Below are 14158 nucleotides of genomic sequence, written 5' to 3'. Positions count from 1 at the left end.
CCTTTCCCGGAGCTCCATCGATGCAAGTTTGGCTGAACGACCTGCAACACCTGCTCGCGCACGGCGATGCCGTCGTGCTCGTGACGGTCGCGCGTGTCGAAGGCTCCGCGCCGCGCGAGCCAGGCACGAAGATGATCGTCACGCGCGAGGATGCGCGCTACACCATCGGCGGCGGCCATCTCGAATGGAAGGCTATCGAGACCGCCCGGCAAGTCCTGAAGGAAGGCATGCGCCGTCCGCACATGCGCAGGCTCGAACGCTTCGCGCTCGGCCCGAGTCTCGGCCAGTGCTGCGGCGGCGCCGTGGTGCTGGCTTTCGAGCGGCTCGACGTCGCCGACCTGAACTGGGTGACCACGCTCGCGAAGCGCACCGCGCAAGGTCTGTCGACCGTGCGCAGCATTTCGTTCGCGCCCCAGCCCGACGCCGTCATGCTGTCCGATCCCGAATCCGCCGCCGCCGACGCCGACTGCCTGCTATGGGACGGCGCCGGTTTCGCCGAAAGCGGACCGCTGCTGACCGAGACCATCGCGCCGCGCGACTTCCAGGTCGTCTTGTTCGGCGCGGGGCATGTGGGCGCGGCGCTCGTGCGCGTGCTCGCGACGCTGCCCTGCCACGTCACCTGGGTCGACGAGCGCGACGCCGCGTTTCCCGCGCCGCAGTTCGTGCCGGACAACGTGACGATCGAGCCGAACGACGCCCCCGACGAAGCCATCGACCGCGCGCCGCCCAACGCCTACTACCTCGTGATGACGCACAACCACACGGTGGATCTGGCGCTGGCGGAGTGCATCCTCCGGCGCGGCGATTTCGCGTTCTTCGGCATGATCGGCTCGTTCACGAAGAAGAAGCAGTTCGAGCACCGGCTCGTGGCGCGCGGCATCGACCCGGCGCGCATTGCGCGGATGGTGTGTCCGATCGGCATCGACGGCATCGTCGACAAGGCGCCCGAGGTGATCGCGGTCGCGGCAGCCGCCCAGCTGCTGCAAGCGGTCGAAGCCAACACGCAGGCGCGTGCGTCGTCGCAACAGAGCGTCTGAGCCCGGACGCGAAACAAGCCCCAACCCATAACAGCCCATGAATCCCACATTCGCCGACAAGATCGCGCACGCGCCGAAGGCCGAGCTGCATATCCACATCGAAGGCTCGCTCGAACCCGAGCTGATCTTCGCGCTCGCGCAGCGCAACGGCGTGCCGCTCGCGTACGACTCCATCGACGCACTGCGCGCCGCCTACGCATTCACCGACCTGCAATCGTTCCTCGACATCTACTACGCCGGCGCGAGCGTGCTGCTGCACGAGCAGGACTTCTACGACATGACGGCCGCCTATGTCGAACGCGCGCTGGCCGATCACGTCACGCACACCGAAATCTTCTTCGATCCGCAGACGCACACCGAACGCGGCGTGCCGATCGAAACGGTCGTGGCCGGCATCGAGCGCGCGCTCGCCGATGCCGAAAAGCGCGGCCTTACGTCGAAGCTGATCCTGTGTTTCCTGCGCCATCTGTCCGAAGAAGACGCGCTCGCCACGTTTGAAAGCGCGCTGCCGCTGTTCGACCGGTACGCGCACCGGCTGATCGGCGTGGGGCTCGATTCATCGGAACGCGGCCATCCGCCGTCGAAGTTCGAACGCGTGTTCGCGAAGGCGCGCGAGCGCGGCCTGAAACTCGTCGCGCATGCGGGCGAGGAAGGTCCGCCGTCCTACGTCTACGAGGCACTCGATCTGCTGAAGGTGGATCGCGTCGATCACGGCGTGCGCAGCATCGAGGACGCGGCTCTCGTTGCGCGACTCGCGGATGCGCGCATCGCGCTGACCGTGTGTCCGCTGTCGAACCTCAAGCTGTGCGTGTTCGACGACATGACCAAGCACACGCTGAAAGACCTGCTCGATCAGGGCGTCGCCGTGATGATCAATTCCGACGATCCCGCGTACTTCGGCGGCTACGTCAACGCGAACTACTTCGCGATCGTCGATGCGCTGAAGCTCGACGATCACGAGGTCTACACGCTGCTGCGCAACAGCCTGGAAGCGTCGTTCGTGACCGACGCGGAGCGCGCGGACATGATCGCGCGCCTGGATGCCTACTGGAAGCAGTGAGCCCATGGACACGACCGCTGCGTCCAACCGGGACATGACCGCCATCGAACGCTTCTTCGGCGTGCGCGCGGCGGGTTCGCGCGTGAAGACCGAAGTCGTCGCGGGCATCACGACCTTCCTCACGGCGATGTACATCATCGTCGTCAATCCGGGCATCCTGTCGCAGGCGGGCGTGCCGTTTCCGGCGGCGCTCACGGCGACCGTCATCGTCAGCTTCCTCGGCAGCTGCGCGATGGGCCTGTATGCGCGCAATCCGGTGCTCGTCGCGCCCGGCATGGGCATGAACGCGCTGTTCGCCTTCGTCATGGTGCACGGCGGCAAGATGCCGTGGCAGACCGCGCTCGGCTGCGTGTTCTGGTCCGGCGTGATCTTCGCGGTGCTCGCGGCCTTCAACGCGCGCAAGCTCGTCGTCGATGCGATCCCGGCCAACCTGCGGCATGCGGTGTCGTGCGGCATCGGGCTGTTCATCAGCCTGATCGGGCTCGTCAACGCCAAGTTCGTGGTGAGCGATCCGGTCACGATCGTGCATTCGGCATCGCTGAATCCGGTGGTCATCACCTTCCTGATCGGGCTCGCGGCCACCACCATCCTGGTGGCGCGCAAGGTCACGGGCGCGCTGATGCTGGGCATCGTGTTCACGACGCTCATCGCGCTGCCGATCGGCCGCTGGTGGGGCGACGGCACCGCCTACTGGCCCGCCGCCATCGCGACGAAAACGCTCGTCAACTGGAACGGCCTGTTCGCCGCGCCGGATTTCTCGGCCATCGGCCAGCTCGACCTGATGGGATCGCTCAAGCTCATCTACTGGCCGTTCATCTTCGTGATGCTGTTCACGTCGTTCTTCGACGCGCTCTCCACCTTCATGGCGATTTCCGAAGCCGGCAAGCTCTACGACCAGGACGGCAATCCGCGCAACATCCGCCAGTCGATGATGGTCGACTCCTTCTCGGCGCTCGTGTCCGCGCCGCTCGGCACCAGTCCGGCGAACGCGTATATCGAATCGGCGGCGGGCATTTCGGCGGGCGGGCGCACCGGGCTGGTGGCGGTCGTGGCCGGGCTGTGCTTCCTGCCGTTCCTGTTCCTCTCGCCGCTGCTGTCGCTGATTCCGGCGATCGCCACCGCGCCCGCGCTCGTGCTCGTCGGCGTGTTCATGATGGAAGCGATCACGAAGATCGAATGGCAGCGCTTCGACGAAGCCATTCCGGCCTTCCTCGCGATGATCCTGATCCCGCTGACCTATTCGATCACGGATGGCGTCGCGTACGGCTTCCTCGCGTTCGTCGTGCTGAAGACGGCGACGGGCCGCGCGCGGGAGGTCAAGCCGGCGATGTGGATCATCGCGGCCTTTGCTTTGGTCCTGCTTTCGCAGTTGTAGTCCCTTTACAGAAACGGAGACGTTGCATCATGACTCAGACCGCCTGGCGCGCCCAGTTGCTGACTTTCCGGGAAGATCCCGCGCATGCCGCCGACGGCGCGGTGTATGAGGCCGACGGCCTGTTGATCGTCGAAGACGGCAAGGTGGTCGCGGCAGGCGCGTATGCGTCGGTGCGCGATCAGCTGGCCGCTGACGCGATCGTCCACACGATGCGCGACAAGCTGATCGTGCCGGGTTTCATCGACTCGCACATTCACTATCCGCAGACGGACATGATCGCGTCGCCGGCGCCGGGCCTGTTGCCCTGGCTCAACACCTACACGTTCCCGACCGAACGCGGCTTCGAGAATCCGGCGCTCGCGCGCGAGACGGCGAGCTTCTTCCTCGACGAACTGCTCGCCTGCGGCACGACCACGGCGCTGGTGTACTGCACGGTGCACAAGCAATCCGCCGAGGCGTTCTTCACGGAAAGCGAGTCGCGCGACCTGCGCATGGTTGCGGGCAAGGTGCTGATGGACCGCAACTGTCCCGAGTTCCTGCGCGACACCGCGCAATCCGGCTATGACGACAGCGCCGAACTGATCGCGCGCTGGCACGGACGCGGCCGTCAGCAATACGCGCTGACGCCGCGTTTCGCGCCGACCTCGACGGAAGCGCAGCTCGAAGCGTGCGGCGCCCTGGCGCAGCAGCATCAGGACGTGTTCATCCAGACGCACGTGGCGGAAAACACCGACGAGATCAAATGGGTCGAGAGCCTGTTCCCGGGGCATCGGAGCTATCTCGACATCTACGATCACTACGGTCTGCTGCGCCGCCGTTCGGTCTATGGCCACTGCATCCATCTCGACGACCGCGACCGCGAACGCATGGCGGAAACCGGCGCGGTGGCGTCGCACTGCCCGACATCGAACCTGTTCCTCGGCAGCGGCCTGTTCGACTTCGAGAAAGCCGGTGCGGCCAACATGCCGGTGGCGATGGCGACGGACGTGGGCGGCGGTACGTCGTTCTCGATGCTCCAGACGATGGGCGCCGCGCACAAGATCGCGCGCCTGACCGGCCATCACCTGACGGCGACGCGCATGTTCTGGCTCGCGACGACCGGCGCGGCGCAGGCGCTCGAACTCGACGACCGGATCGGCACGCTCGCGCCCGGCAGCGAAGCGGACTTCGTCGTGCTCGATCCGAACGCGACGCCGCTTCTCGCGCGCCGCACGTCGCGCACGGAGTCGCTGGAAGAACTGCTGTTCGCGTTCGCGCTGCTCGGCGACGACCGCGCGGTGTTCGAGACGCATGCCGCCGGCAAGCGCGCGCATGCGCGCGACGGGCGCAAGACGGTCATCCTCGACAAGGCAGCGTAGAGCGGCTTCAGGCAGATCGTTCCCGCAACGGCAGCCACCGGACGATTCACGCGTCCGGCGGCCCTCGACGCGCATTCCTGGCAATGTCCGCATCATTCAGATTAGTACGATGGCGGACGACGTTTCGGTTTCTTAACATTCGGGCTGCGTGGAAGCCTGACAGAAAGCATCGAGGGCGGTGGCTGTATCGAGCTTGCCTGGCAGCGCCTTCCTGATCGAACACAACGAGGCGTTGCTTCACCGGAAGACCCACGATGTTTTCAGTTACCGAGACCGAAAAGTTATTCAGGCTGTTTCTCAGGCTCGGCCATTGCCGTTCCGGGCTCACGCTGCATGTGCGGACGATCCTGCCTCGCCCCCGCGGTTCCCGATCGAACACACTGACAGCGCGCAAGATCGCCGCGGCGGTTATCTCGCTGTCCGGCATGCTCACCGGTGCCGAATACGCGCATGCTTGCGCGCCGACGGCGACCTTTCCAGACGCATCCGTCTCTTTCCCGGCCACCATCAGCGTGCCCGCCAACGCACCGGTCGGAACGGTCATCGCCACGGTGAGCGGGCCCATCCCGAACACCGCCGGCGCGACCTATAGCGATAACTGCGGCAATGGCGGCGGCAGCGTCTTCTGGGCACTCACGGCCGGCCCCGTTCAGCCGAATCGGATAGGCGCGACCTCGGTTCCGGGCATCGGCTACACCTCGTCGATATCCGGCGGCGGCCTCAGCGGAACAGCCACGATGGACACCGCCATCGACGGCGCGTCGCTACCGAATAATTCGGGCGCCAATTATTTTTCTTCGCAGGTCATGGTTACCGTCAAGCTCGTCGTGACGGGACCCGTCAAGGGCGGCGTGCTCACGTTGAATCCGACCGGGCCCGGAAGCCAGAACGTAGTCGGATACTTTTACGTCGGCATGGCTGGACGCTACGCGTTCCGCGTCCTCTCCCCGAGCGGCGCGACATCCATTACCGCCCGCGGCTGCAACGTCACCACGCCGGCCGTGGGCATCACCCTGCCATCCGTCTCGCCATCCAGTCTTTCGAGCACCGGCGCCGTGGCGGGCAACACCTTGTTCTCTCTCGGCCTGAACTGCGCCGCCGGCACGTCGGTGAACCTCACGCTGACCGATGCCACCACGCCATCCAACACCTCGAATGTGCTGACACTGGGAAGCGGATCGACGGCATCGGGTGTCGGCCTGCAAATTCTCAACGGCACCACGCTGATCGCCTACGGGCCCGATTCCAGCGCGGCCGGCAACACCAATCAGTGGTCGGCCGGAACGGCAAGCGGCGGTCCGATGACGATCCCGCTGAACGTGCGATACATCCGCACCGCGAATCCGATGACGCCCGGAAAGGTCGCCGGCCTGGCGACGTTCACCATGTCGTATCAATAGTTGCGCGTTTGAACAAAGCGTGTGGTCACGCGCGCGCTCGACAGTCCAAGCACTTTTATTGCATTCTCGTTAAAGTGCAGCCTGTCACGATCCCGCGCCGCCATGAAGAAGCTCGCCGCCCGCATCACCTCGTTTGCGCTATCGCTGGCGCTGGCTTCGTTCAGCGCATTCGCCCATGCGCGTGCCCTCGAAGCACAGCTCGACTGCAAGTCGACGCCGCATGATTTCATCGCGCCGCTGCAGGAAGACAATCTGCTGGAGAAGAAGCCGATGCGGATCGAGTCGAACTCGATCAACGCCTTCCGCGCCGTGAAGGGCGCGACGCTGACGGCCTATGGCTTCAAGGTGTACGCGCTGGTCGCGTATCAGAAGGACGATCCGCTCTTCAAGCAGGGCAAGGGCGAGCCGATCGGCGACGCGGCGTATGGCGCGGTCGTCTGGGGCGGCGACGAGGAAGTCGCGCAGAAGGTGCGCGAGGCAGGCAGCGACGCAGTGGTGCACCACGTCGCGCCTTTCATCACGGCGATCTTCTGCAAGCAATAACCGCAAGCAATAATCGCCGGGAACGCAGCGCTCAGCGCAACAGTTCCACGAACGACGAGATCAGCCGGTCCATGTCGGCCGTATCGAGCGCGCCCATGGTCGAGATGCGGAACAGCTCCTTCGACAAACCGCCCTGCCCCGCATAGATCACGAAACCCTTGGCCTTCAGCGCGTCGTGCAGCGTTTCGTACGTGACGCCCTGCGGCAGCCGATACGCCCGCAACACCACCGACGACTCTTCCGGCGCCAGCGCGCTCTCGATGCCGAGCGCCGCCAGCCCCGCGCGCACCTGCTCCGCGAGCCTCGCGTAACGCTGATGCCGCGCGCGCCAGCCGCCCTCTTCCTCGAACTCGCGCAGCGCCTCGACCAACGCGTAGTACGCGTGAACCGACGGCGTGAACGGCGTGTTGCGCTGATCCTGGAGCTTGGCGAGCCGCGCGATGCCGAGGTAGTACGTGCGGCTCGCGGCCTGCGCCAGCGCGGTCCGGCGCGCGATGACGAACGCCGCGCCCGGCACGCCGTGCAGGCACTTGTTGGCCGTCGCGGCGATCGCGGCGATGCCGCCGCCGTCGAAATCGATCGCCTCGGCGCCGAAGCTGCTCACCGCATCCAGCAACAGGCCGACACCGCGCTCGGCACATGCGCGCGACAACTGGTCGAGCGCGTTGAGACGGCCGGTCGTGGTCTCGTGATGGATGATGGCGAGATTCGTGAAGGTCTTGCTGTCGAGCAGGCGGATGATCGCGTCGATGTCCGGCGCCTGCATCCACTCGTGCTTCACGACTTCATGCTCGATGCCGTATTGCTGCGCGATCTGCGCGATGCGCTCGCCGTAGACGCCGTTCTCCACGATCAGCAGACGCCCGCCTTCCGGCACGAGCCCCGCGATCATGCTTTCGACGGCCGCGGTGCCCGAGCCCGTCATCAGCACGGCGCTCCATACGGCCGGATCCAGTTCGTAGGCAGCGACGAGACGGCGGCGCGCCTCATCCTGCAGATCGAAGAATTCCGGCTCGCGATGGCACAGGTCGGTTTGCAGCAGGCTCTTGCGCACGCGTTCGCTCAGCGTGACAGGACCCGGGTTCAGCAAAAGCATCAACGGCCTCCAATGTGGTGTTGCAAGCGGGCGCGCACGTCCTCGGGCGTGACCTTCGGACGCGGCAGGTCGGCGGGCGTTCCGGTGGTGATCGACAGGCGCGCGAAGCGGGCGCCGTCTATATTCTGCGCGTCGAACAGGCGGTCGATCACGCCGATGTCGTCGCCGTCGAGCGCGAGCGCATAGCCGCATGCCGACGCGACCGACGCGAAATCGACGCCGCGCGACACGGTAGCCTGCCCACCGGTCGATTCGTGCGCGCCGTTGTCGAGCAGCAGGTGCACGAGGTTCTTCGGTCCATAGGCGCCGAGCGTCGCGAAGACGCCCATGCGCATCAGCGCGGCGCCGTCGCCGTCGATGGCTACGACGGTCAGGTCTGGCCGCGACAGCGCGAGACCGAGCGCCATCGGCGTGACACAGCCCATCGAGCCGACCAGATACAGTTGGTTCTCGCGGTCGTCGATCGCGTAGAGTTCGCGGCCGCAGAAGCCGGTCGAGGCCAGCACGACGGTCGAGTCCTTCGGCGTATGCGCGATCACCCGTTGCAGCGCGGCGTGGCGCGTGACGCGCTCGCCGGCGAAACGCGCGACCTGCGCCGGCGCGTCATGGGCGCGCAGGCCTGAAAGGCCGCTCGTCTTCAGTTCATAAGGCGCGACGCTGCCCTTCTGCATCACGAGCGCATAGGGACGGCCGGTGCGGTCCATGTACTCGGTCGCGCGGTCGAGCGCCGGGCCGATCTGCTCTGCTTCCGTCGGGAACAGTTCCCATGGGATTTCCATGGTGTCGAGCATCTGCGGCGTGATCGGGCCCATCAGCGCGTGCTGCGGCTCGTCGTGCACGCCGGGCTGGCCGCGCCACGTGACGATCAGCAACTGCGGCAGACGGAAGGTCCAGGTGAGCGACGTCAGCGGGCTGACCGCATTGCCGAGACCGGAGTTCTGCATCATCGCGATGCCGCGGCGCTTCGTTTCACCGGAGCCGCCGCCGAGCGCGACACCCGCGATCAGCGCGACCGCATCGCCTTCGTTCGCCGCCGACACGTAATGCAGCGACTCGTCCTGCAGCACGTAGTTGATGAAGGGCGTGAGATACGAGCACGGCACGCCCGCATACCAGTCGAAACCGCGTGCGCGCGCGGCCTCGACGAACTGGGCGGCCTCAATCACGCGCGCGCTCCGTGCTGTCCAGACCGTCCGTGCCGATCGGCGTCTGGCCGTGCGCGAAATCGCCCGCGCGGCGGAAGTCGTCGAGATCGTTCACGCCGCGCCAGTGGCCGTGCACGTATTGCACTTCGATCTTCTGGCCCGCCGCCAGCAGCGCGTTGAGCAGCGCGGCCATGTCGAGGGTATCGAAGTCCGGACGCTGCTGCAGTTCGCCGAGCGCGGCGAGCAGGCGCTCACGTGCGCCCGCGCGCACGTTGATGAGACCCATCCAGCGGCCTTGCGGCGCGCGGCCCGGCTGCGCGCTTTGCCCCGCGCCGACCACGCTTTCGAGCCACACCTTCTGGCCGAACAGCGCGCGGTCGTCGCCGGTCGAGCAATACACGAAGTCCGTGGCGGATTCACCGGCCTGCGGCGCCTGCGACGAATCGACCACCACGCAGAAGTCGCTGTCCGACTCCACCAGATCGCGCAGGATGTAGCTGCGGAACAGCAGGTCGCCGTAGGAAATGACGGTGTCGCCGTTCAAGTGCTCAGCGGCGCACGCCAGCGACGCGAGTTCGCCCGTCGACGCATGCCGCTCGTTGACGACCAGACGCACGCCGCCCTTCTCGATGGCGTCGGCGCGATAACCGCCCACCACGGTGATGTCGTTGATGCGCTCCTTCTTGAACGCTTCGACCAGATGGCGCAGCAGCGGTTTGCCCGCCACCGGCAGCATTACCTTGGGACGTTCTTCGGTGAGCGCTTCGAGGCCTGCGCCGCGGCTTGCGGCCAGCACCACCGCGCTGCGCTTTTCGTTCGCCGCGCTCAGGTAGATGTTCTCGGCAGCCGAGTATTCGTCCGCGTCCTGCAAACGGAAAATCTCATTGACCGCCGCGATGCGGTCTTCCACGTTGACGAGCGTCTCGCTGTCGTGGATTTCCTTCGCGATCGCCTGCATCGCCGAGACGGCGCCGCGGATCAGATGGTTCGCCCAGATCACGCAGCTGATGCCAGCCTGGCGGAACGCGTCGGTCGGCGTGCTGTAGTACTTCGTCGGCACGATGACGAGCGGACCGCGTCCCGCCCATTCGCGCGCGAACGTGAGGATTTCGTCCGGCTTCGAGAGCTTGCTGTGGATCAGGATGGCATCCGCGCCCGCCTGGCGATATGCCTCGGCGCGCTTCAGCGCTTCTTCCATGCCCCAGCCCGCGATCAGCGCTTCCACGCGCGCTACGATCGAGAAGTTCGGATCGCTTTGCGAATCCTTGCCAGCCTTGATCTTGCCGCAGAATTCATCGATGTCGGCGAGCGGCTGCGCTTCGCCGTTGATGAAGCTGTTGGTCTTCGGAAACTGCTTGTCCTCGATGCACACGCCCGCGATGCCGCGCTGTTCCAGCTTCTTCACCAGGCGCCGCACGTTATTGAAGTTGCCGTAGCCGGTGTCGCCGTCGAGCAGGATGGGCAGATCGCTCGCGTCCGCCATGAATTCGAGGTTGTCGACCACCTGGGTCCAGCTCGCTTCGTTGTTGTCGCGCACGCCGAATTGCGCGGAGATCGACAGGCCCGAGCCCCAGATCGCCTTGAAGCCGGCTTCCTTCGCGATGCGCGCCGAAATGCCGTTGTGCGCTTCCATCAGGAATTCGAGGCGGTTGCTTTGCAGCATTTCGCGCAGGCGCAGCGTGCGCGAATAGCCGACGGGAATTTGGGTAGGTGCGTTCATTGTTGGGAGGCTCCGGCAAACTGATGCAGCGCGTTGAGTTGCGGCAGGACTTCGTCGGCCGCGCGCTTCACGTCATTCTGAAAATCGATTTCGATCCACGGTGCGCCGGTCACGTCGGCGATGTCGAACACGTGGGACTGTTCCAGCAGCAGGTCGCGCACCGCTTCCTCGTGCGGCAGCTTCGCGCGGCCGGTCGCGACGTAATCGGCGCAGATCTCGGCGAGGCGCGTGGCCGTCGCGTGGTCGAAGCGGAAGAAGCCGACCGATTCGCCGATCGTGTCGTACTGCAAGCCCGCCGCCACCTGCTTGCGCAATTCCACCGGCACGCCGTTCTCGACGCACAGCTTCACCGGCTCGTCGCCGGCTTCGAAGTCGCGGTCGATCAGCAGGCGGTTCACGCTCGCGCCCGCCACCAGCGGCGCGAAGATACGCTCGTCGTAGAGCACGTCGGCGTCCATCAGCAGGACGTCGCCGCCGCGCGTCATGGCTTCGCGCGCGGTATGCACGGACAGCACGCTGCCGAGCGTGAATTCATCGTTGACGACGACTTCGCTCGCCGGCTTCCAGTCGATCGACGCGAGTTCCGCCTCGATCTGCTCGCTCTTGAAGCCGGTCACGAAGACCACTTCGGTCACGCCGGCGGCTTTCAGGAAATGCAGATGGCGTTCGAGCAGCGAGGCGTCGCCGAAACGCAGCAAGCACTTGGGCTTCTGCTGGCCTTCGGGCTGCACGAGGCGCAGACCCATCCCGGCCGCAAGAATAATTGCGCGCATGGTTGTTGTTCCCTTCGAGGGTGTTCAGTCGATATCCGGCACGCGCGCGAGTCGGCGGCGCTGCCAGCCTTTTTCAACGAAATGCAAGTAGACGATGCCCGGCACGCCGAGCAGCAACTCCCGCGCGCGCTTGACGAGCGACAGCGCGAGCGCCGCCTCGGGCGGCAGGCCGACCAGGCGCGCGAGCAGCAGATAGCCGCCCTCCTGCACGCCGAGCGAACCAGGAATGGCGAAGGCCGCGCCGCGGATCGCCTGGCCGAGACTTTCGAGCATCAGCGCCTCGGCCCAGCCGACCGGATGGCCGAGCAAATGCAGCGCGAACCACACTTCGCCCGTGCCGGCGAACCAGCCGAGCAGGCTCAGCCCGAAGCTCGACGCCACCTTGCGGCGCTCGCGATAGAGCTCGTGGACGGCGGCATCGACAGCTTCGGCGCGCGTGACGAGCGACGACCAGTCGCGCTTGGCGGAGAACTTCGCGGCGATGCCGGAGGCGAAGCGCATCGCGCGGCCGAACAGCCCGCGCCGCTGCGCCAGATAGAAGCCGAAGATCATCAGGCCGATCACGCCGATGACCGCGAGCACGGCAATCGTCACGCTCGACGACGATCCGCCCGTCGCATAGCCGGTCAGCAGCACGACGCCGACCAGCGCGAACAGCAGTTGCGCGACCGTCTGCATGGTCGTGCTGACGGTGATGACGGCGGCGGCGTCGCGCGCGCGCATGCCGCGCTGTGCGAGGTAGCGGACCATCAGCATCGGGCCGCCGATCTGGCCCGCCGGCATCAGGCTGTTGACCGATTCGCCGGCCCAGCGCGCCAGCAGCGCTTCACGCAGCGCCACGCTGCGCTCGTGCGCCGGGAACAGCACGCTGATCGCGCCTGCGTCGATGAACAACGGAATGAAGTGAAACGCGGCCACGGCCACCAGGCCCCAACCGGCCGCGGCGAGCGTCGCCGCCACGGAACCGAAGCCTTGCCAGCCGAGCAGCGCGATGAACAACACCACGCCGGCCGACAGCAGGAAGGTACCGGCGCGACTCATGCGGATCCGTTCTTGCCGCCCTTGCGGCGGAAGACCTGGCGGAATCCGAAGTACGCGATCGAATCCTTCATGTTCGATATGAAGCGCTGGAACGGCCGCATCGACGGGTTCGTCACGTATTCGAAAGTCAGCGACACGCGCATCTGGTTCTCGCCGAGCGGCGTGACGCGGTGGCGCAGCTTGTCGCCGTCGAAGAACACGAACGCGCCCGGCGGATAGCGCACCGCACCCGGCTGGTCCGGCACGCCGGGCGTTTTCGTGTGCAGTTCGTATTCGAGCGCGCAGGTGGAGTCGTCGATCACGCCGAGCAGCAAGGTGTAGCGCCGGCCTTCGTAATACGACGTGTCGTAATGCCAGCCGATGTGATCGCCCGGACGCGTGTAGAAATACAGCGCGTAGGCGTGGGCGTCGTCGGGCGGCGAGACTTGCAGCTTGTCGCCGGTGATCGACTCCAGCCACCCGATCAGCGCTTCCGAGCGATACAGCTCCGCGATGAACGGCGCGAGCTGGTCCAGCGTATGGCGGCTCACGCTGCCGCCCGCCTTGTGCCCCGGCAGGTAGTTGCGGTTCACGGCCGGCGTCACCGCATGCACGGCGGCAATCAGACGCTCGGTGAAGTCGCGCGGCAGGAAGTCTTCGATGTACAGAAACGACCCTTGCTGGCCATACTCGTCGCGCAGCGCAGGCGTGGGCAGCGCGGCGAGGCGCGTTTTCATCGTCGCGTCGATGTCGCGCCGCGACACCGTCGCCGCCGCGGCGGGCTGCGCCGCCGTGTTGTCCGGAAAAGCCGTTGCGCTCATCTCACCGCCTGGAAGTCGTTGCCGTCCTTGGCGGGCGACGCCTGCGCGCGCCGCTGTTTCACGGCGACGCGCTGATAGTCCACCGCCACATACACGGCAAACAGCGGCGCGCCGATGGCCGCGGCAATCAGGAAAGGCGTCATGCCATTCAGAAGGGTGATGACGGGCAGCAGATAAAGCACGTCTTCGGTCTCGAAGCCGGCCATGGAGGCCTGTTTGGTGCCGGCCTTGCCGATCATCGACTCGATCCGCATGCGCAGATAGAAGATCAGCGCGACGGCCACGCCCGCGAGGCCGCCGAGCCACTGGGCCGGCACGAGCATGGACGGATGATGCACGGCCACATAGAAGCCGATGCCGAGAAACAGCAGCACGGTGACGAGCGCGTCGCACGCGAGGTCGTACAGGTGGCCGATCTTGCTCGACTGTCCGCTGATGCGGGCGAGTTCGCCGTCGGTGTGATCGACGAGATTCGACAGCGCGATCAGCGCGGCGCCGAGCGAACACAACCAGAACTCGCCGAGCGACAGATACCAGGCACCGGCCAGGCCGATCGCGAGGCGCAGCGTGGTCAGATGGTTGGGCGTGACAGGTGTGCCGACGAGCGGCGTGACGAGGCGTCGGGCAAGCCGTGCGTCCCAGGTGGCGGGCTCAGGAACGGCTTTGGGATTGGGCGGACACGATTTTGTCATCCCGGGAATATATCGCTAATTCGGCGAACCTGCATATATTGCGGGGGGTCGTTTCCGGCGATAACTCCCTGTTTAGTCAAGGCCAGCGGGCGATTCTGAAAGTTCGACTTTCACTTTC

Annotated in this window: 13 protein-coding genes; 6 read left to right on the top strand and 7 right to left on the bottom strand. The window is 66.0% G+C overall.

All coding sequences use genetic code 11. The features are described from left to right. Nucleotides 1-20 precede the first annotated feature (20 nt). From xdhC to QCE64_RS03565, 6 genes are all read left to right on the top strand, one after another. Nucleotides 21-1037 carry a xanthine dehydrogenase accessory protein XdhC gene (gene xdhC, locus QCE64_RS03590; RefSeq protein WP_309914541.1) on the top strand — a complete coding sequence of 339 codons (1017 nt, stop codon included), beginning with the start codon at nt 21-23 and terminating at the stop codon, nt 1035-1037. 37 nt (nt 1038-1074) lie between these two features. Then, on the top strand, nt 1075-2097 hold the full coding sequence (locus QCE64_RS03585) for an adenosine deaminase (protein ID WP_309914538.1): 1023 nt from the start codon (nt 1075-1077) through the stop codon (nt 2095-2097). Nucleotides 2098-2101: 4 nt separating this feature from the next. After that, nucleotides 2102-3472: an NCS2 family permease gene (locus tag QCE64_RS03580; protein WP_309929486.1), complete on the top strand. Its 1371-nt coding sequence runs from the start codon at nt 2102-2104 to the stop codon at nt 3470-3472. A gap of 29 nt (nt 3473-3501) precedes the next feature. Further along, entirely contained in the window at nt 3502-4830 is a 1329-nt protein-coding gene (gene guaD, locus QCE64_RS03575; RefSeq protein WP_310002681.1) for a guanine deaminase, read from the top strand. Between the two features lie 254 nt (nt 4831-5084). Next, on the top strand, nt 5085-6230 hold the full coding sequence (locus QCE64_RS03570) for a fimbrial protein (protein ID WP_310002679.1): 1146 nt from the start codon (nt 5085-5087) through the stop codon (nt 6228-6230). A 102-nt stretch (nt 6231-6332) separates the two neighbouring features. Beyond that, on the top strand, nt 6333-6773 hold the full coding sequence (locus tag QCE64_RS03565) for a hypothetical protein (RefSeq protein WP_309914526.1): 441 nt from the start codon (nt 6333-6335) through the stop codon (nt 6771-6773). 31 nt (nt 6774-6804) lie between these two features. Here QCE64_RS03565 and QCE64_RS03560 read toward each other — a convergent pair whose 3' ends face one another. Genes QCE64_RS03560 through QCE64_RS03530 form a run of 7 tightly spaced genes read right to left on the bottom strand, consistent with a single transcriptional unit; the run spans nt 6805 to nt 14040 of the window. Further along, the gene (locus QCE64_RS03560; RefSeq protein ID WP_309929481.1) at nt 6805-7869 is read right to left on the bottom strand and encodes a 2-aminoethylphosphonate aminotransferase; all 1065 of its coding nucleotides are present in this window, start codon (nt 7867-7869) and stop codon (nt 6805-6807) included. After that, on the bottom strand, nt 7869-9035 hold the full coding sequence (gene aepY / locus QCE64_RS03555; RefSeq protein WP_310002677.1) for a phosphonopyruvate decarboxylase: 1167 nt from the start codon (nt 9033-9035) through the stop codon (nt 7869-7871). Before aepY ends, QCE64_RS03560 begins: the two co-directional genes overlap by 1 nt. Then, nucleotides 9028-10734, bottom strand: coding sequence for a phosphoenolpyruvate mutase (aepX, locus tag QCE64_RS03550; RefSeq protein WP_309914519.1), 1707 nt, complete (start codon nt 10732-10734; stop codon nt 9028-9030). The genes aepY and aepX overlap by 8 nt, the downstream gene beginning before the upstream one ends. Continuing rightward, nucleotides 10731-11507: a phosphocholine cytidylyltransferase family protein gene (locus QCE64_RS03545; RefSeq protein ID WP_309807604.1), complete on the bottom strand. Its 777-nt coding sequence runs from the start codon at nt 11505-11507 to the stop codon at nt 10731-10733. The genes aepX and QCE64_RS03545 overlap by 4 nt, the downstream gene beginning before the upstream one ends. Before the next feature lie 24 nt (nt 11508-11531). After that, complete coding sequence (locus tag QCE64_RS03540; protein ID WP_309914514.1) at nt 11532-12548, bottom strand: flippase-like domain-containing protein; 1017 nt, start codon at nt 12546-12548, stop codon at nt 11532-11534. Beyond that, entirely contained in the window at nt 12545-13348 is an 804-nt protein-coding gene (locus QCE64_RS03535) for a 2OG-Fe(II) oxygenase (protein WP_309914511.1), read from the bottom strand. The genes QCE64_RS03540 and QCE64_RS03535 overlap by 4 nt, the downstream gene beginning before the upstream one ends. Further along, nucleotides 13345-14040, bottom strand: coding sequence for a CDP-alcohol phosphatidyltransferase family protein (locus tag QCE64_RS03530; RefSeq protein WP_310002674.1), 696 nt, complete (start codon nt 14038-14040; stop codon nt 13345-13347). The genes QCE64_RS03535 and QCE64_RS03530 overlap by 4 nt, the downstream gene beginning before the upstream one ends. Between the last annotated feature and the right edge of the window lie 118 nt (nt 14041-14158).

This window comes from Caballeronia sp. LZ043 (genome assembly GCF_031451075.1).
In the GTDB taxonomy this organism is placed as follows: Bacteria; Pseudomonadota; Gammaproteobacteria; order Burkholderiales; family Burkholderiaceae; genus Caballeronia.
This window is presented reverse-complemented; position numbering and strand designations above follow the sequence as displayed.